The following is a 16,929-nucleotide window of genomic DNA, read 5'->3' on the forward strand; positions in this document are numbered from 1 at the left end:
GGACACACTTTTCCCCCTAACGGCTCTTGCGTCCAGGGTAGAAAAGGTTGTCTTTCCGTGTCACAAGCTCAGCACGACGTCCCGGCCATGGATGCGTCCGCTCACGCGGCGTCCATGGTCGGTTCTCATTTCCGCGTCGACGACTTCTACGAGGTCGGCCGCGAGAAGGTTCGTGAGTATGCGCGTGCCGTCCAGGATTTTCATCCCGCGCATCACGACGAGGACGCAGCGAGGGGCCTCGGCTACGACGGTCTCATCGCGCCCTTGACCTTCGTTTCGCTGCTCGGAATCATGTCGCAGACTCGGATGTTGCAAGAGGTCATCACGGGATACGACCCGAGTCAGATTCTGCAGACCGATCAGAGGCTGGAATTCCATCGCCCGCTCCAGGTGGGCGATCGAATCTTCTGCGACGTGTATCTCGAGTCGTTCCGGCAGATGAGCGGCAGCGACATCATGACCACCAAGAACATCATCACCGATCAGAACGGCGATCTCGTTCAGACGACCTGGACGACCATCGTGGCGCGTACCGGCGGTGAGATCGACGAGAACATCGCCCATGCGGTGAAGGAAGTGATCAGGCATGGCGCTTCGTAACTTCGACGACGTGTCGGTCGGCGACGAGCTTCCCGAGCGCGTCGTGTCGCTCACCCGCGGTGACCTGGTGAACTACGCGGGCGTGTCCGGCGATCCCAACCCGATCCACTGGAGCGACGAAGTCGTCGAATTGGCCGGATTGGACGACGTCATCGCTCACGGGATGTTGACGATGGGTCTCGGTGCCGGTTTCGTCACCTCGTGGCTCGGCGACCCGGGTGCGGTCACCGAGTACAACGTGCGCTTCACCAGTGCGGTGCTCGTCCCGGTCGATTCGCCTGCGTCGGTGGAGTTCACCGGCAAGATCAAGGCAACCGACGCCGAGACGCGAACCGCGACCGTCGCCATCGTCGCGAAGTCCGCCGGCAAGAAGATCTTCGGGCGAGCCACCGCAACGGTGCGCTTGGCCTGAGCACGGGTCGGTCCGGTCGAGCTCGTTCACGGCCGGGACGACGGGATTTATCTGTTCCGAAGGGTGTGCAGTACACTGAGATTTCTGGGGTAATTCGGCGCTCTGCGCTGCCCGCGTCCTCTTCCAGAGGTAGTGCGGACAGTGACCGGCCGAATGGACACCAGAGCGGCCGAGAAGTTTCGGCCGAAGGGGCGTAGCTCAATTGGTAGAGCAACGGTCTCCAAAACCGTAGGTTGCAGGTTCAAGTCCTGTCGCCCCTGCCCAAGGTGTCAGCAACTGAGAGGAACGACGTGAGCGAGGAGCGCGGTAAGCGCGACGGTCGATCGGAGGAGTTCGAGAACTCTTCGGCTTCAGACGACGTCGCACCTGGCTCCGAGGGCCGTCCTTCCGATGCTGATACCACTGCCGGTGCATCCGCTGCAGACGCCGTGGTGCCCACCGGCAAGCGATCGACCAGCAGGTCCCGCGGCAGCGCTGCGGGCGTGTCGATGTCCAAGGCTCCGGCCGCGACCACCACGCCGGCGAGGGTCAAGACCGGTAGGACTCGATCGGGCAAGGTCAAAGCCGACAAGCGGCCGAACGTGTTTCTGCGTCTGTTGCAGTTCTTCCGTGAGGTCGTCGCCGAGCTTCGCAAGGTCATCTGGCCGAACAAGAAGCAGATGGTCACCTACACCACCGTCGTGCTCGTCTTCCTGACGTTCATGGTCGCGTACATCAGTGGCCTCGACGTGCTCTTCATCCAGGGCGTCGGCTGGCTGTTCGGCTGACCGATCGCAGCTGCGTGACCCATCGACGATCGAACCGAGCAGGAAACTAGAGAAAGGGTGCTGACGTGAGCACGCCGCACAACGACGCCACCGAAGTGGCCGCATTCGACGCCGATGTCGAGGCGACCAAGCAGGGCCTCGAAGCGGAGCAGGCCGCTCAGGACCGCGAGACCGACGAAGCAATCAAGGCCGATGTTGCCGCTGCCGCCGGTGAGGACGTCCCCGCCGAAGACGGCGAGACTGCCGACGCAGATGTGACAGCCGAGCCCGAGGATCCCGTTGCCGAGATGAAGGCGGCACTGCGCCGCGCTCCCGGTGACTGGTACGTCATCCACTCGTACGCCGGATACGAGAACAAGGTCAAGGCGAACCTCGAGACCCGCGTGCAGAACCTCGACGTCGGTGACTACATCTTCCAGGTGGAAGTTCCCACCGAAGAGGTCACCGAGATCAAGAACGGTCAGCGCAAGCAGGTCAACCGCAAGGTTCTGCCCGGCTACATTCTCGTTCGCATGGAGCTCAACGACGAGTCCTGGGGAGCGGTCCGCAACACGCCGGGCGTCACCGGCTTCGTCGGTGCCACCTCGCGGCCGTCACCGTTGACCATCAACGAGGTCGTCAAGTTCCTGATGCCGCAGGAAGGTGCCAAGAAGGACGCGAAAGCGACCGCAGGCGCAACCGATCAGGGCGGCGACACCACGTCGAAGCCGGCCATCGAGGTCGACTTCGAGGTCGGCGAGTCGGTCACTGTCATGGACGGCCCGTTCGCCACCCTCCCCGCCAGCATCAGCGAGGTCAACGCCGAGCAGCAGAAGCTCAAGGTGCTGGTATCGATCTTCGGCCGTGAGACACCGGTCGAGCTCGGCTTCACGCAGGTCTCCAAGATCTAGTAGCCGAGCACACAGACTTGCAGTAGCAACCGCAAGAAACCCGAGCGAATACAAGGAAAAAGAAATGCCCCCGAAGAAGAAGAAGCTAGCCGGGATCATCAAGCTTCAGATCCAGGCCGGTGCCGCCAACCCGGCACCGCCCGTCGGCCCCGCGCTGGGCCAGCACGGCGTCAACATCATGGAGTTCTGCAAGGCGTACAACGCCGCGACCGAGTCGCAGCGCGGCAACGTCGTGCCGGTCGAGATCTCGGTCTACGAAGACCGCACGTTCGACTTCAAGCTGAAGACTCCCCCCGCTGCCAAGCTGCTGCTCAAGGCCGCAGGCGTGGCGAAGGGCTCCGGCGAGCCGCACAAGACCAAGGTCGCCAAGGTGACCATGGACCAGGTGCGCGAGATCGCCAAGACCAAGCAGGAAGACCTCAACGCCAACGACATCGATCAGGCCGCGAAGATCATCGCCGGCACTGCTCGCTCGATGGGCATCACCGTCGAAGGCTGATTCTCAGCCGTCAAGCAAGACACGTGGGAGAGCCGGCCAGGCTCGTCAACCACACTGAACTCGAACGAAGGACAGTAAGACATGGCAAAGCGCAGCAAGGCCTACCTCGAGCAGGCCGCAAAGATCGACCAGGACAACCTCTACTCGCCTCTCGAAGCCGCGAAGCTGGCCAAGGAGACCGCGTCGAGCAAGTTCGACCCCACCGTCGAGGTCGCAGTGCGTCTCGGCGTCGACCCTCGCAAGGCCGACCAGATGGTGCGCGGCACCGTCAACCTTCCCCACGGCACCGGCAAGACCGCTCGGGTTATTGTTTTCGCCGCTGGTGAGAAGGCTGCAGAGGCCGAGGCAGCAGGAGCCGACGTCGTCGGCGCAGAAGATCTGATCGAGCGCATCCAGGGCGGATTCCTGGACTTCGACGCCGCGATCGCCACCCCGGATCAGATGGCCAAGGTCGGCCGTATCGCCCGTGTCCTCGGACCGCGTGGCCTGATGCCGAACCCGAAGACGGGCACGGTCACCAACGATGTGACCAAGGCCGTCAACGACATCAAGGGCGGCAAGATCAACTTCCGCGTCGACAAGCAGGCCAACCTGCACTTCGTCATCGGCAAGGCCTCGTTCGACGAGACCAAGCTGGTGGAGAACTACGGCGCTGCGCTGGACGAGATCCTGCGTGCGAAGCCGTCGTCGGCCAAGGGTCGTTACGTCAAGAAGGTCACCGTCTCGACCACCACCGGACCCGGCGTCCAGGTCGATCCGAACCGCACGCGCAACCTCCTCGAGGACGACGCGAACGCGTAAATCAGTTCAGCATCATCACGAAGGCCGGCACCGATTCATCGGGTGCCGGCCTTCGTTGCGTGATGAGGTCCGTGGTGCTACGCAGCTCGCGCGAAATTGGCCAGGATGATCCCGGCGATGCGGTCCAGCAGTGCTGCGGGCAGGTCGTGGGCCATGCCGTCGATCAGCGTCAACTCGGCCCCGGGGACGGCACGGGCGATGGCCTTGCCGCCCGACGGTCGCACCAGTTTGTCCGCGGTGCCGTGGATGACCGTGGTGGGTGCGGTGATCTTCTTCGCGTACGGCCGCAGACTGCCGGTGCCGGTGATGGCGGCCATCTGCCGGACGACACCGGACGGGTTGTAGTTCCGCTCGTACATCACCTGTGCGATCTCGAGCTGCTCTTCGGGCGGAGTGCGGTAGCCGGGGGAGCCGATCGCGGCGAGCGTCTTCGCCGAGTGCGCGATGATCTCGTCCTTGGTGGCGTCCTTCCCGACGCCGCCGATGAGCGGCAGCAGAGCGCGTGGGTCGGGCGGCGGAAGGAACGGCTCGTTGGTGCTCGAGAAGAGGATGCCGACAGACTTCGTTCGGTCGGGATAACTTCCGGCGAACACCTGGGTGATCATTCCGCCCATGGAGGCACCGACGACGTGCGCCGAGTCGATGTCGAGATGGTCCAGCACGCCGACGGCGTCGGCCGCCATGTCCGTGATCGTGTACGGCACGTCCGAGGACATCCCGAACTCGTGCCGGATCAGCCGAAGGATCTGGGAACCTCGTACCTTCTGCCCGGTCATCTTGGTGGACAACCCGATATCGCGGTTGTCGATGCGGATCACCCGGTAGCCGGCGTCGACGAGACGGGTGCAGAAGTCCATGGGCCACAACGTCAATTGCGCGGACAGGCCCATGATGAGCAGCACTGCGGGATCGTCGGTCGACCCCATGTCCTCGTATGCGATCTCGACGGAGTTCGTCGGCGCGACACCTTGTTCGATTCTCATGGTCTCGTTCCTACCAGCCTGGCTCACCGAGTACCGGCACCACCAGGTAGCTCGGATCGTCCGGGTCGATGTCGATGTCCTGTCGGCGCAGACGCGTACGCACCAGATCCGGCAGAATCGGGATGAACCGCGGTGTGTCGGTGGCGAATACGCTCACGCGGAGGCGGTGGCCGGATGCGATAACGGCTTCGGTGGTGAGGATGTCGATGTCGAGTTCGATGGGTCTGCCGACGGGCACCGGGAGCAGCGCTGCCTCGGTGAGCGGATGGTACGGGCGGGTGTAATCGCCGTTCGGAGCGAACAGTGAGCGTTCGTCGTCGACGGCACGGCGTGAGGCGAGCAGGGCACCGTTGCTCAGCACGATCGACCGGCCGCTCGGGGAGACGTCGCAGACCATGACGGCCCACATCGCTTCCGGCGCATGGCAGACGACGCGCACATGCAGATTCATGGGGCCGGACAGCACGGTGTCCGACTCGGCAGGCGCGGTGGTGAAGGTGACTGCGCCGCCCTCGGCGAATCGATTGTCGTAGGTGAAGCCGCCGCCCAGGACTGCCGTCACACCGGCGAGAACCTGTGTGGTGTCCCGAGATACGACGGCTCGCAGCGAGGGGCGCACCGTCAGGACATCGGACTCGGCGCTCGGCAGGCCGGTGAGGCTGCCGTCGGCGACGGCGTGGGGCGCGGTGCCCGATGCCGCTGCCGACAGGTAGAGCCGGCGCGGTTGCGCCTGGGGAGCCGGAAAGCGCCCGTGCGCAGTCCAATTGCCGCCCTGCTGACGCAGGGTGACGGGGCCGTAGTTCTCGATTCCGTTGTCGACGTCGCGCAGCCACTTGTCGAACCAAGCGCGTTCGAGTACGTCCAGGCGAGGTGGAAAGCCCGGCTCGCCGAACCCGATTCCCGGGTTGCCGTGGTATCCGTCGCCGACGAGCAGCTGCTTGTATCCGCGTTCGAGAGGGAGGCGGTTGTAGATGTCGGGTGCGGACCCGCCGAAGATGTCGTGCCAGCAGCCGTACAGAAATGTCGGTGCCGCGATGTCTTCGATGACGGCATCGATGGTGTCGTAGTACTCGTTGTCGTAGATTCGCGGGTCTCCGCCCGAGACAAAGCCTTTGGCCAGGTCGAGCAGATTCGTGGCCGGGGATCGAGCGCGATCGCGGAGCCAGGCGAGCGGGTCGATTCCGCCGATCGCAGGTGCCCATTTGAGCCCGTTGACGGCCGCGAGCCACAGCGGAATGAACGCCGAGGTGGCACCTCCGGTGGCGAAGATCTCGCGCACGATGTCCACCGACCCCTCGACCGCGAACACCGCGTCGAGGCCTGCAGGCTGCTTGGCTGCGGCCTGCAGGGCGTTGATGGCGGAGTACGAGATTCCGGCCATCCCGATTCTGCCGTTGCACCATTTCGTGCGTCGGGCCCATTCGATCACCTCGAGCGAGTCGAGCTGTTCCCGGCGGCCGAGCACGTCCCAGGTGCCCGAGGAACTTCCGGTGCCGCGGACGTCGACGATCATCTGCACGTACCCGCTGCGCACGAGATGACGGTTGACCGAGAGCAGGTCGGCCGCCCCGCCCGCTACCACCCGGGTGAGCTCGGTGATGCCGTCGAACCTGGTTCCGGTCAGGTCGAACGCGGACGAGAAAGCTCGGATCGCACGACCCAGAACCGGGGTCTCGAGGATGGTGTCGATGCCCTTGATCAGCAGCTTGTTGTAGGGCGTGAGGTTCAGGACGGTGGGAAACGCGCCCTCCACCGCCCGTCCCGACGCGTCCGCGGGGCGAAAGACGTATGCGCGCAGCACAGTTCCATCGCTCATCGGAATGCGGACGTTCGCCGCGACCGACACTCTCGGGTAGCGCGGCTCCTCGCGCACGATCGCCGCCCATGCAGCCGCAGCGTCCCCGCCGCTCGGATCGCGTACGGGTTGCAGGAGGGGGTGTGGCTCTACGGCAGTCATGAAGACCGATTAGACCTTCGAACGACCCATCTTGTCCTGCATAACGCGTTTCGGTCGTAACGCGTACCAATCAGAACGCCAACTTTCTGTGTCTTGTTGGGAATCCTCTCAACGGCAGTTGAGCGTCACTGTGGGCTATACCAGACTTTCTCGGTCATCCGGTTGTCCGGCTCCGTCATTGCTAACGTCTGCCCGTCCGAGTGATGTGGGACACCGACCGTTGCAGGGGAGCACGAATGCACGTAGAAGCACTGTTCGGAGACGGATCGTTGCGTCCGATCTGGCCGCACGCAGACGCTTTGATCACCAACGAATGCCCGGGGCTACGGTTCGCCGGGAAGTACGCCGACGTCGTTGCTCTGAGCAACGGCGATCCGACGGCGCTGCGACCGTTCGTCGACGAGGACACTCGCAGACGGGTGGCAGACATGGCAGCGCCGCGCACCGATACCGCACTCGTGTTCGGAGCCAACGGCTTTCTCGGTGCTCACCTGATCGGCCGCCTCACTCGTGATTCCGCCGTCGAGGTCGTCTACGCGATGGTTCGTTCCACCGAGGAAGAGACGGCTGTCGAGCGTCTGCAGCGCACGTTCGATCAGTACGAGATCGTGGTGGACGCCGGCAAGATCCGCATCGTCGAGGGCACGCCGACGAAGTTCCGGTTCGGTCTGGACAAGGCCGCCTACTACGACCTGGCTGCCGGAGTGGGGCAGATCTTCAACTGCGCCAGTTCGACCGACTACACCGAGAGCTACGCCGAGCTGCGCGACGACTGGTTCGTCAGCGTGCTGCGCATCCTCGAATTCAGCATCACCTCCACCCGTAAGCACCTGACGTACGTGGGAAGTATCGGTGCCCACCTGTACCAGAAGCCCGAGGACTTCCGTCGTCCCGATTCGTGGTGGTACTCCGGATACGCGCAGATGAAGTGGGTCAACGCAACGCTGCTGGGCTGGCTGTCGATGTCGGACACCTACTCCGTCACCCTGTGCGAAGCCCCCTACATCCTCGGCAGCACCGAACTCGGGCGTGATCCTGGCCGGGTCTACAGTTTCTGGCGGATCATCGAACTGGCGATCGCTGCCGGTGCCATCTGGGACGGCCCTGGCATGAACTACGTCCCCGTCGACGTGATGTGTGACGTGATGGCGAGCAACTCGCTGCGCGGTCATCCTCTGACGAGGCTGTTGCCGAGCAATCCCACCGGCTACGGTCACGATCTCTATGCCGAACTGTTGGGGCTCGATCTGGTGAGCTGGGACGAGTTCAAGGAGCGCGTCAGCGTACGCATCTCACCTCGGTTCGCCGAGACGATGCTGGCCGACAACATCGACAAGCTCATGCGCCTGGTGCACAAGCCCGAGGCCATCCTGCCGGTCGACCACGACATCTCGTGGTGCGATCACCGTCGCCTCTTCGAGCTCTACTTCGACAAAGCACAGCTCAAGACGCTCACGCCCGCCGCCGTCAACTGACGTGTCGGAGGGATTCGAACCCACCTCGGTGCGCCTACGGGACGTACCCATCGGCCGTGAGGTGACCAACGGCGTTCTCTCGCTCGGGTTCTACGTGGTGTGCGGGCTGATCGGGCTGCTGCCCGCCTCGGTGCGGATCCGGGCGGCCGATGCCTTCGTGACCTGGTCGGAGAGCGTCGACGAACAGCGGCACAGCTGATGTCGTGGATTCGGTGGACACTCGGCCTCGCCGTGGTGCCGGCAGCTCCGTTCGGGCTGTTCGTGTACTGGCGAACGCGGTTCTTCTTCCGTGATCCGCACCGCGAACCGCCCGCCGATCCGCGGTCGGTGGTCGCGCCGGCCGATGGGTTCGTCACGTACGTCAAACGCGTGGAGGCGGGCAGTACCGCGTTCGCCGTCAAGAAGGGGCGGACGATCGTTCTCGACGAGATCGCCGGAGTCAGCTCGACCGACAGCGGTTACCTGATCGGGATCTACATGTCCGAATACTCGGTGCACCGCAATCGAATTCCGGTTGCGGGCACCGTCGGCATGCGTCGCCACCGGTCGGCTGCACCGTTCAACAAGTCGATGGCCAGGGTCGGCGCGAACCTGTTGACCCGACGCACTCCGTACGACGAGGGCTGCGACTACCTGCTCACCAACGAGCGGCTCACCATCTCGATCGAGCACGAGTCCGGTGCCGTGGTGACGGTGACGCAGATTGCCGATCTCTGGGTCGACCGCATCGTCGCGCACGTCGCCGTCGGTGACACCGTCGAACGCGGCGAGCAGTACGGGATGATCCGCTTCGGTTCTCAGTGCGATGTGTTCGTGCCGGACGCACTCGTCGACGAGATCACCGTCCGGCCAGGCAATTACGTGTTCGCCGGGGAGACGACGGTGGCCCGTTCACCGATCCTCGTCGACGGCAGTCAACAGAACGAAGAGGAACGATGATCACGATCGAAGAGGTCGACGGCAAAGCAGGCTGGCGCGAGTTCGAGGCCGTCTCCGACCTGGTCTACCAAGGCGATCCGCACCGCCTTCCCGACGAGTCGATAGACCTGCGTCGAGTGCTCATCGCACCGCCGTCCTCGGTCGCCGCCACTCGCATCACGAAAGCATTCCTGGCGCGCGAGAACGGAATCGCCGTCGGTCGCGTCGTGGCCATCCACGACCTGTCGTTCACCGAGTACACGGGGGAGTCGATCGGCTTCTTCGGCTTCTACGAGGCCGTCGACGATCACGACGTCGCGAGAGCATTGCTCGACGCTGCGGCGCAATGGCTTTCGGCTCGCGGGCTCGCGACCATCTCCGGACCGTTCGGGCCGTCGATGTTCTACAGCGCAGGCATCGTCGTCGACGAGACCCCGGCACTGCCGCTGGTGGGGATGCCGCACAATCCGCACTACTACGCCGCCCACTTCGAGAAGTGGGGTCTGATGGCGGTCAAGGACTTCTACAGCTACCTCTTCGACGACCCGTGCATCATCTACAACGACCCCAAATACGCGCGGCACATGCAGATCTTCGAGAAGATCAAGGCGCGATCCGAGGTGACGTTCCGCTCGATGAAGTACCGGACGCTGCGGCGCGACGCGCGCATCGTGCGGGACCTTTACAACAAGACGTTCGTGAACTTCTGGGGCTTTTCGCCGCTGTCCTACACCGAGCTGTTCGAGTTGCTCAAGATGATGCTTCCGGTCATCGACCGCAGGCTGACCCTGCTGGCCGAACTCGACGGCAAGCCCGTCGGCTTCCTGATGGGAATCCCGGACGTCAATCAGGCCGCCGCGAAGGCGGCGCACCTGAAGTCTCGCTGGGCGCGAGACCTGGTGACGCTGTGGCACGTCAAGCGTCCGGGTCGAACCGAGGTCATCGACGGCGTGCGGGTGGACATGCTGTTCGTCGATCCCGATTGCCCCGATCGAGCCGTGTCCTCCCTGCTGATCATGGAGATGTCGGTGCGCATGCGCGACCTCGGGTTCACTCGCGTCGAAGCGGCTCCTGTGCTCGACGACAGTCCGTGGATGAGGGGCTCGGTCCTGACCCGAACGAAGCTCGCTCCGCATCGCACCTACCGCATCTTCAGCCGGGAGTTGACGTAGATGACCGACACGATCTCGCGATTCGACCCGCAGGTGACGAGGGGAAACATCGGCGACCGGTGGGGTCGGCTCGTGGCGCGTCGGCGTTGGGTGGTGCTGGCGATCTGGACGCTGCTGGCGGTGGGATCGGCGGTTCTGTATCCGGCGCTGCAGAATTCGCTGGTCGGAGCCAACTTCTCGGTGCCGGGCACCGAATCGAGCCGGGCCGACGATCTGATCGAGCGCCACTTCGAGTCGTTCGGCTCGGAACAACTCGTCGTCACGTTCACCTCCGAATCGGTGAACACATCCGACCCGGCGTTCCGTGAGCGAGTGGGGGAGGTCGTGGGTCGGCTCCGGCAGTCCCCGGACGTGCTGCGGGTCGTCGACCCCTACGAGACCGCGGGCTTCGTCCCGACGATTTCGCAGGACGGCACGTCGGCGCTGGCGTTCGTCGGTATCGGCGGAGAGGCGAGCGATCGGATCGCGGTCGCAGAACGCGTGCAGGAGATGATCGACGCGGCATCCGGCGACGGCGTCGAGGTGGCGGTGACGGGGTATTCCCCGATGACGGTCGATCTCACCCGCGTCGAATCCGAGGATGCCGTACGGGCCGAGAGCATCGGTCTTCCCATCGCTTTCGTGGTTTTGATCCTGGCGGTGGGGTCGGTGGTCGCAGGCATCGTGCCGTTGGTCTCCACCGGCATCGGCGTGCTGGCGGCATTCGGAATGTTCGCGCTGTTGTCCAACGTGATGACGTTCGACGTTCTCGTCACCACCGTCGCGGCGATGTTCGGTCTGGGTCTGGGAATCGACTACGCGCTGTTCATCGTCAGTCGATTCCGGGAGGAGATCGGGCGAGCCGGACCCTCGGACGATCCGGACCGGACGGAGCGCGCCGTCGGGGCGGCCATGGGTACCGCCGGGCACACCATCGTCATCTCCGGACTGGTCGTGTTGATCGCACTCGGAGCCCTGGCCATCGTCGATGTCCCCGCGGTACGCAGCATCTCGTTGGTCGTCGCACTCACCATCGCCACCGTGGTCGTGGTCGCCTGGACCCTGCTGCCGGCGATTCTCGCGGTACTGGGCACGCGCATCGGAGCCTGGTCGCTGCCGCGCAGATTCCAACCCCCGTCGGTCGACGAGCACGACGCCGCGGTGCCCACGTGGTGGTCGAGATGGGCGCAGCACGTCATCGAGCGCCCGTCGCGTTACACGGCCGCGTCGGCCGCGGTCCTCCTCGTCTGCCTGATTCCCATCGGTTCCATCTCGTACGGTGTCGACCTCGGTGCCGAAGCGCTGAGCGCCGAACCGTCGGGACGGGCCAACACGGTCCTGACCGAGAAGTTCGCGCCCGGGACCATCTCACCCATCACCATCGTGTTCACGGGTGATAACGACAGTCCGTTGGAACCGCAGCAGATGGCCACCGTCAACGCCTTCGCCGACTCCGTGCGCGGGGACGATCGCGTCGCCTACGCTTTGGCGCAGCCGGAGGCCGGGCGGTCGCTGCTGATCGTGGTTCCGTCGGTGCCGATCGACTCGACTCAGGCCTCCGATCTCGTCGGATCCCTGCGTGAGCAGGCGGTCGCTGCGGGCGAGACGGACGGCACGAGCGTCTCCGTGGGTGGCACCACCGCACTGGTGGTCGACGCCTCCGACGAGATCTCGGGCAAGTTCGCCTGGGTCGTCGCCGCTGTTCTCGCCTTCTCGCTCGTGTACTTGGCAGTCGTCTTCCGCAGCGTGGTGATTCCGCTCAAGGCGGTCGCCATGAACCTGCTCGTCACCGGAGCAGCGTTGGGTGCGACCGTCGCCGTCTTCCAATGGGGTTGGGGGTCGAGCCTTCTCGGCTTCGAGAGCCCGGGCTACATCCAGGTGTATCTACCGGTGACGGTGTTCGCGGTGGTCTTCGGCCTGTCGATGGACTACGAGGTGTTCCTCATCGGCCGCATGCGTGAGGTGTTCGTGCGGGGAGCGAGCAACGACGTGGCCGTCGTCGACGGCATCGAGCACACCGCCAGGCCGATCACGGCCGCCGCCGCGATCATGATCGCCGTGTTCGCCAGCTTCCTCACCGCCGACGTTCTCGAGCTCAAACAGTTCGGCTTCGCTCTCGCCATTGCAGTGCTGTTCGACGCGGTGCTGGTGCGGATGATGATGGTGCCCGCGATGATGAAGCTCTTCGGTGAGCGGAACTGGTGGCCCGGGTCGAACCGCAGGAGAGTCGACTCCGGGCGCTACGAGGCCGTCGGCAGCTGAGCGCTCGCCAGGATTTCGCCGCCGGCCGAGCGGATCTCGATGTCGGTCACGTCCTGGCGCAGTACCGCGGCGTTCATGCTGCACTCGATGGTGATGTCACTACCGAGAAACGTGCCGGACGGGCGCTCGACACCCGACCGGTCGACGAGAACCACCTCGTACGGTCCACGATCGGAGATGCCCTCCATCTCCAGAACGGTCTCGGTGCCCCAGGTGTGGGCGACCAGACCTCCTGATACGTCGACGCTCGGCGCACTCGTCGTGAACGCGACTTCCTCGTACGCGCCGAGGGTTCCGGGTGGACCGGTGATCGCGGTGGGTGGATCCGCGGGCTGGCGGTAGGCGTCCACCCCGAGCACGGCCCCACCGCCGACCACCACCCCCACGATCGCGGCCGCAGCGGCCAGACCTGCCGATCTGCGCTGCACACCGAATCGCTGCATACCGAATCGCGGCGATCCGGATCCCTCTCGCGGGGAGCGGCCCGTTGCGACGAGGATTCGCTCGCGCAGGTCGGGTGGCGTCGCGGATTCGAGCCAGGGCTCGGTTGGTCCACGGCGGCCCAGGATGTCCGTCATCTCGCGCAATTCGGCGATCTCGGTGTCGATCGTGGGGTCCGCCGCAGCGAGTTCGCGCAGTTCGGCGGCTTCGGCGTCGTCGAGATCGTCGCCGACGGCAGCGGCGATCAACTCGGCTCGGCGATCGGGTGATGCGCTCATGATTCCTCCTGTCCGTCGAGGTGGTCTCGTAGGGCCCGCAGTGCATAGAAGGTGCGGGTGCGCAGTGTTCGTACGGCAACTCCGGTCGATTCCGAGAGTTCGGCGTAGGTGCTGCCGCCGAGGTGCACTGCGACGACGACCTGCCGATGCTCGGGGGAGAGCAGGGCGAGTGCGGCGACGATTCGGAGCCGCTCGTCGACGTCGGGACTGGTGTCACGCGTGACCCCACCCGACCCCCGATCGATGTCCTCGATCCGGTCCGACGCCGGCATCGGCATCCTGGTCAGCGACCGTTGCACATCGACGATCACATTGCGTTCGATGGCGAACAACCACGTTCGCAGCGACCCGCGCCTCGGCTCGAATCGGGATCGCGCTCGCCATGCCCGAAAGAAGGTCTCCTGAACGCAATCCTCGGCCAGAGTTCTGTCGCGCAGAGCGTTGACGGCGAACCCGAGCATGGCCGACGCGTGCTCGTCGTACGCGGCAGCGACGTCGAAGTCCAGTTCGATCACGCTCCCGATGCTCATGACAGTGGATACGTCGGTGGACCCTCGAACGTTCACGACGAGGGCGGAGAATATTTCTTTACCGAGCTTTGAACATTCTGGCATCGGCACTCGTACACCTTGCACGGGCTCGCTTGCCCGATACTCCCACGGAAGGCACACGAGATGACCAGACGCTCGATTCCACGCCCGGCCACGTCGATCCGATCCACCGCCACAGCGCTCGTCGGTGGTACCGCGGCCCTGATGCTGTTCGCCGCTGCCCCGGCCGGTGCCGATACGCCTGTCGCCGAACCGGATTCGTTCACCAGCGCGTTCACGGCCATGGCCACTCCCGACCAGGTGCTCAACGGTGAGGGCGTCACCACTCCGGGGCAGCCCGGCGCGATGGGTACCTTCACGCTGCGCATCAACTCCGACCTCGACATCGTCTGCTACGACATTGCGCTCGAAGGTGTCACCGGCGACTACATGAGCCCGGCCAAGACCGCCACGCACATTCACCAGGCTGCGGCGGGCGCAGCAGGACCTCCGCGTCTGGCATTCCCGAACCCGACGCCCATCGGCGACGGCCCACGCACCAGCAGCGGCTGCATGCAGGGACCGTTCACCACCGGGCTCACTCCGGCCGGCGCCACCGCCGACAGCGGTGCCGGATTCACGCTCGATCGGATCGAAGCCGATCCCGCGGCCTTCGCCGCCGACACTCACACCGTCGATTTCTCGGCGGGAGCGGTGCGCGGCCAGCTCACCCAGATTCCGGTCGGGTCCGTTGCGACCGGAGGCGGTGGATCGTCGCTCGCGGCGGCCGATTCGGCGTCGAGCTCGGTGCTGCCCGTCGTCGGTGCAGTGGCTCTGGGTGCGATGGTCGTCGCGGGCGTGACGTTCGCGGCTCGACGTGAGGTGCGGAGCTGAGATATTCGGTTCTGATCGCGGCAGCGGCGGTGATGGTGGTGGTGGGCTGTTCCTCACCGTCACCGCAGCCGTCGCAGCCGTCACCACCGGCCATCCCCGTGTCCTCGCAGCCGTTGTCGGGCACTGCCCCGACTGCGCCCGCAGTGGACTCGGTGACACCGGCCCCGACGCGGGTGAGCGCCGTGGACATCGGTCTCGACGAGCCGTTGATCGGCCTGGGGCTCACCGAGTCGGGGGAGATGCAGGTGCCCACCGACTACGACGACGTCGGGTGGTTCACCGGAGGTGGCCGACCCGGTGCGATCGGCAGTCCGACGGTGATAGCCGGGCACGTCGACTCGACGACCGGTCCTGCGGTGTTCGATCGCCTCTCGGAACTCGGAACCGGAGATGTCGTCGAGGTCGAGGACGAGGCGGGTGGCCGAACCACGTACCGAATCGATCGGATCGGTGACTACGGCAAAACCGAGTTCCCGACCGCACTGGTCTTCGGAGCGGTGCCTGCCGACGAGATTCGGCTCATCACCTGTTCGGGTGACTTCGATGCAGCGGTGGGCAGCTACGAGCGCAACCTGGTTCTCTACGGGGTGCGCATCTGACGGTGCGAACGCCGAACGTTTTGGAGTTGGCACCGAACGTGTTGTAGCCTGGTCGACGGTCCGGAACACGAATGCTCGCACTCGTGCCCTGATCGCCCAATCAAGTTCTACCCAAGACCGTTGGTCACCGCCTTCTCGAAGGATTCACTTCCGGGAGTTGCGCGGTTGAAGGTCCGAGATCGCTTCGGACGGCCCACGCAGGAGAACGAGGTAGGGAACCTGTATGCAGCTCTCGTGGCTGCCCGCTCGTTCACGCCCCGTGTGCTTCTTGCGCCGGGGCGTTCGTCGTTTTCCGGCCCTCTCGCGATCGACACAACTTCCCACGAGAGGAGGCGAAGTATGGCAAAGCCCGAAAAGGTCTCAGCAGTATCGGAGATCACCGAACAGTTCAAGGGTTCGACGGCTGCCGTCGTCACGGAATACCGTGGTCTTTCGGTGTCCGGTCTGACTCAGCTCCGGCGTGCGCTCGGCGAAGGTGCCACGTACTCCGTCGCCAAGAACACCCTGGTCAAGCGCGCAGCAGCCGAGGCCGGCATCACCGGCCTCGACGACTTGTTCGTCGGACCGACCGCCATTGCATTCATCAAGGGCGAGCCGGTCGACGCAGCGAAGGCCATCAAGGCCTTCGCCAAGGACAACAAGGCCTTGATCGTCAAGGGCGGCTACATGGACGGCGCAACGCTGTCCGTGGACGAGATCAACAAGATCGCAGACCTCGAGTCGCGCGAAATCCTGTTGGCCAAGCTTGCCGGCGCCATGAAGGGCAACTTGTCGAAGGCTGCAGGCCTGTTCAACGCTCCCGCATCGCAGTTCGCGCGTCTGGCGTTCGCGTTGCAGGAGAAGAAGGCTGCCGGCGCACCCGCCGCGGCCGAGGCACCTGCAGAAGCAGAAGCACCGGCGGAAGCTCCCGCCGAAAGCTGATCCGCTGGTATCGGCGAACAGCTCAGCTCCACACCATCACCGAACACCAGTCGCGGATCAGCGACCAGGTACTTACAGGAAGGACCCGCCACCATGGCGAAGCTCAGCACCGAAGAATTGCTCGACCAGTTCAAGGAGCTCACCCTCCTCGAGCTCAGCGAGTTCGTGAAGGCATTCGAGGAGACCTTCGAGGTCACCGCAGCCGCTCCCGTCGCCGTCGCCGCTGCCGGTGCACCGGCAGCCGGTGGCGCTGACGCTGCCGAGGAGCAGGACGAGTTCGACGTCGTCCTCGAGTCGGCCGGCGACAAGAAGATCCAGGTCATCAAGGTCGTCCGTGAGGTCGTCTCCGGCCTCGGCCTGAAGGAAGCCAAGGACCTCGTCGAGAGCGCTCCGAAGGCAATCCTGGAGAAGGTCGCCAAGGACGCAGCCGATGCTGCCAAGGAGAAGCTGGAAGCTGCCGGCGCGAAGATCTCCGTCAAGTAAGACCGCTTCGTTGCAGTCGTACTTCACGCTCTGAATTCGAGAGCGAGTCGAGGGGCCGTTCCCACTCA

The 16,929-nt window shown here is 64.7% G+C and carries 19 protein-coding genes and 1 tRNA gene; 16 read left to right on the forward strand and 4 right to left on the reverse strand.

Translation table 11 applies throughout. From position 1 onward, the window contains the following. Nucleotides 1-87 precede the first annotated feature (87 nt). The 7 genes from hadA (at nt 88) to rplA (ending at nt 3,969) form a co-directional block, all read left to right on the forward strand. Nucleotides 88-600, forward strand: a complete 513-nt coding sequence (hadA, locus tag CH276_RS21050; RefSeq protein ID WP_094629492.1) for a (3R)-hydroxyacyl-ACP dehydratase subunit HadA — start codon at nt 88-90, stop codon at nt 598-600. After that, nucleotides 587-1,012: a (3R)-hydroxyacyl-ACP dehydratase subunit HadB gene (hadB, locus tag CH276_RS21055; RefSeq protein WP_032393945.1), complete on the forward strand. Its 426-nt coding sequence runs from the start codon at nt 587-589 to the stop codon at nt 1,010-1,012. The genes hadA and hadB overlap by 14 nt, the downstream gene beginning before the upstream one ends. Before the next feature lie 187 nt (nt 1,013-1,199). Next, nucleotides 1,200-1,272: transfer RNA gene (locus CH276_RS21060), tRNA-Trp, on the forward strand. Between the two features lie 30 nt (nt 1,273-1,302). Further along, complete coding sequence (gene secE, locus CH276_RS21065; RefSeq protein WP_094629493.1) at nt 1,303-1,779, forward strand: preprotein translocase subunit SecE; 477 nt, start codon at nt 1,303-1,305, stop codon at nt 1,777-1,779. A gap of 65 nt (nt 1,780-1,844) precedes the next feature. Continuing rightward, nucleotides 1,845-2,669: a transcription termination/antitermination protein NusG gene (gene nusG / locus CH276_RS21070; protein ID WP_045199006.1), complete on the forward strand. Its 825-nt coding sequence runs from the start codon at nt 1,845-1,847 to the stop codon at nt 2,667-2,669. Between the two features lie 64 nt (nt 2,670-2,733). Next, nucleotides 2,734-3,168 (forward strand): 50S ribosomal protein L11, encoded by a 435-nt coding sequence (gene rplK / locus CH276_RS21075; protein WP_008713829.1) that lies wholly within the window; start codon nt 2,734-2,736, stop codon nt 3,166-3,168. An 81-nt stretch (nt 3,169-3,249) separates the two neighbouring features. Continuing rightward, entirely contained in the window at nt 3,250-3,969 is a 720-nt protein-coding gene (gene rplA / locus CH276_RS21080) for a 50S ribosomal protein L1 (protein WP_027498276.1), read from the forward strand. Between the two features lie 77 nt (nt 3,970-4,046). Here rplA and CH276_RS21085 read toward each other — a convergent pair whose 3' ends face one another. Further along, nucleotides 4,047-4,952 (reverse strand): alpha/beta fold hydrolase, encoded by a 906-nt coding sequence (locus CH276_RS21085; protein ID WP_032393947.1) that lies wholly within the window; start codon nt 4,950-4,952, stop codon nt 4,047-4,049. 10 nt (nt 4,953-4,962) lie between these two features. Continuing rightward, nucleotides 4,963-6,909, reverse strand: coding sequence for a CocE/NonD family hydrolase (locus tag CH276_RS21090; protein ID WP_094689129.1), 1,947 nt, complete (start codon nt 6,907-6,909; stop codon nt 4,963-4,965). A 236-nt stretch (nt 6,910-7,145) separates the two neighbouring features. On the opposite strand from CH276_RS21090, the gene CH276_RS21095 reads away from it, so the two are divergent. The 5 genes from CH276_RS21095 to CH276_RS21115 are packed head-to-tail and all read left to right on the forward strand — an operon-like array spanning nt 7,146 to nt 12,715. After that, nucleotides 7,146-8,384 carry an SDR family oxidoreductase gene (locus CH276_RS21095; RefSeq protein WP_094629495.1) on the forward strand — a complete coding sequence of 413 codons (1,239 nt, stop codon included), beginning with the start codon at nt 7,146-7,148 and terminating at the stop codon, nt 8,382-8,384. A gap of 1 nt (nt 8,385) precedes the next feature. After that, the gene (locus tag CH276_RS21100) at nt 8,386-8,583 is read left to right on the forward strand and encodes a hypothetical protein (RefSeq protein ID WP_032393950.1); all 198 of its coding nucleotides are present in this window, start codon (nt 8,386-8,388) and stop codon (nt 8,581-8,583) included. Continuing rightward, nucleotides 8,583-9,323, forward strand: a complete 741-nt coding sequence (locus tag CH276_RS21105; protein ID WP_094629496.1) for a phosphatidylserine decarboxylase — start codon at nt 8,583-8,585, stop codon at nt 9,321-9,323. The genes CH276_RS21100 and CH276_RS21105 overlap by 1 nt, the downstream gene beginning before the upstream one ends. After that, entirely contained in the window at nt 9,320-10,474 is a 1,155-nt protein-coding gene (locus CH276_RS21110) for a hypothetical protein (RefSeq protein ID WP_094629497.1), read from the forward strand. Before CH276_RS21105 ends, CH276_RS21110 begins: the two co-directional genes overlap by 4 nt. After that, nucleotides 10,475-12,715, forward strand: coding sequence for an MMPL family transporter (locus CH276_RS21115; protein WP_094629498.1), 2,241 nt, complete (start codon nt 10,475-10,477; stop codon nt 12,713-12,715). Here the strand turns inward: CH276_RS21115 and CH276_RS21120 are convergent. Together CH276_RS21120 and CH276_RS21125 are read right to left on the reverse strand one after the other, a co-directional pair. After that, on the reverse strand, nt 12,694-13,434 hold the full coding sequence (locus CH276_RS21120) for a hypothetical protein (RefSeq protein WP_094629499.1): 741 nt from the start codon (nt 13,432-13,434) through the stop codon (nt 12,694-12,696). The two genes, CH276_RS21115 and CH276_RS21120, sit on opposite strands and share 22 nt — an antisense overlap. Continuing rightward, nucleotides 13,431-13,964 (reverse strand): RNA polymerase sigma factor, encoded by a 534-nt coding sequence (locus CH276_RS21125; protein WP_045199019.1) that lies wholly within the window; start codon nt 13,962-13,964, stop codon nt 13,431-13,433. The genes CH276_RS21120 and CH276_RS21125 overlap by 4 nt, the downstream gene beginning before the upstream one ends. 144 nt (nt 13,965-14,108) lie before the next feature. Here CH276_RS21125 and CH276_RS21130 point away from each other — a divergent pair, with 144 nt between their 5' ends. From CH276_RS21130 to rplL, 4 genes are all read left to right on the forward strand, one after another. Next, entirely contained in the window at nt 14,109-14,858 is a 750-nt protein-coding gene (locus tag CH276_RS21130) for a CHRD domain-containing protein (RefSeq protein WP_094629500.1), read from the forward strand. 32 nt (nt 14,859-14,890) lie between these two features. Next, the gene (locus CH276_RS21135) at nt 14,891-15,457 is read left to right on the forward strand and encodes a class F sortase (protein ID WP_254924028.1); all 567 of its coding nucleotides are present in this window, start codon (nt 14,891-14,893) and stop codon (nt 15,455-15,457) included. 339 nt (nt 15,458-15,796) lie between these two features. Further along, nucleotides 15,797-16,378, forward strand: coding sequence for a 50S ribosomal protein L10 (rplJ, locus tag CH276_RS21140; RefSeq protein WP_032380459.1), 582 nt, complete (start codon nt 15,797-15,799; stop codon nt 16,376-16,378). A gap of 93 nt (nt 16,379-16,471) precedes the next feature. Beyond that, nucleotides 16,472-16,861: a 50S ribosomal protein L7/L12 gene (rplL, locus tag CH276_RS21145; protein WP_032393957.1), complete on the forward strand. Its 390-nt coding sequence runs from the start codon at nt 16,472-16,474 to the stop codon at nt 16,859-16,861. Nucleotides 16,862-16,929: the final 68 nt, after the last annotated feature.

The sequence above is a fragment of the Rhodococcus sp. 06-470-2 genome (assembly GCF_002258235.1).
In the GTDB taxonomy this organism is placed as follows: domain Bacteria; phylum Actinomycetota; class Actinomycetes; order Mycobacteriales; family Mycobacteriaceae; genus Rhodococcoides.

Excerpts from the sequence above, each read along its gene's own strand:
- hadA (WP_094629492.1), top strand. The coding sequence starts at position 88 with ATGGATGCGTCCGCTCACGCGGCGTCCATGGTCGGTTCTCATTTCCGC.
- hadB (WP_032393945.1), top strand. The coding sequence starts at position 587 with ATGGCGCTTCGTAACTTCGACGACGTGTCGGTCGGCGACGAGCTTCCC.
- rplK (WP_008713829.1), top strand. The coding sequence starts at position 2,734 with ATGCCCCCGAAGAAGAAGAAGCTAGCCGGGATCATCAAGCTTCAGATC.
- rplA (WP_027498276.1), top strand. The coding sequence starts at position 3,250 with ATGGCAAAGCGCAGCAAGGCCTACCTCGAGCAGGCCGCAAAGATCGAC.
- CH276_RS21085 (WP_032393947.1), bottom strand. The coding sequence starts at position 4,952 with ATGAGAATCGAACAAGGTGTCGCGCCGACGAACTCCGTCGAGATCGCA.
- CH276_RS21090 (WP_094689129.1), bottom strand. The coding sequence starts at position 6,909 with ATGACTGCCGTAGAGCCACACCCCCTCCTGCAACCCGTACGCGATCCG.
- CH276_RS21095 (WP_094629495.1), top strand. The coding sequence starts at position 7,146 with ATGCACGTAGAAGCACTGTTCGGAGACGGATCGTTGCGTCCGATCTGG.
- CH276_RS21105 (WP_094629496.1), top strand. The coding sequence starts at position 8,583 with ATGTCGTGGATTCGGTGGACACTCGGCCTCGCCGTGGTGCCGGCAGCT.
- CH276_RS21110 (WP_094629497.1), top strand. The coding sequence starts at position 9,320 with ATGATCACGATCGAAGAGGTCGACGGCAAAGCAGGCTGGCGCGAGTTC.
- CH276_RS21115 (WP_094629498.1), top strand. The coding sequence starts at position 10,475 with ATGACCGACACGATCTCGCGATTCGACCCGCAGGTGACGAGGGGAAAC.
- CH276_RS21120 (WP_094629499.1), bottom strand. The coding sequence starts at position 13,434 with ATGAGCGCATCACCCGATCGCCGAGCCGAGTTGATCGCCGCTGCCGTC.
- CH276_RS21125 (WP_045199019.1), bottom strand. The coding sequence starts at position 13,964 with ATGAGCATCGGGAGCGTGATCGAACTGGACTTCGACGTCGCTGCCGCG.
- CH276_RS21130 (WP_094629500.1), top strand. The coding sequence starts at position 14,109 with ATGACCAGACGCTCGATTCCACGCCCGGCCACGTCGATCCGATCCACC.
- CH276_RS21135 (WP_254924028.1), top strand. The coding sequence starts at position 14,891 with ATGGTGGTGGTGGGCTGTTCCTCACCGTCACCGCAGCCGTCGCAGCCG.
- rplJ (WP_032380459.1), top strand. The coding sequence starts at position 15,797 with ATGGCAAAGCCCGAAAAGGTCTCAGCAGTATCGGAGATCACCGAACAG.
- rplL (WP_032393957.1), top strand. The coding sequence starts at position 16,472 with ATGGCGAAGCTCAGCACCGAAGAATTGCTCGACCAGTTCAAGGAGCTC.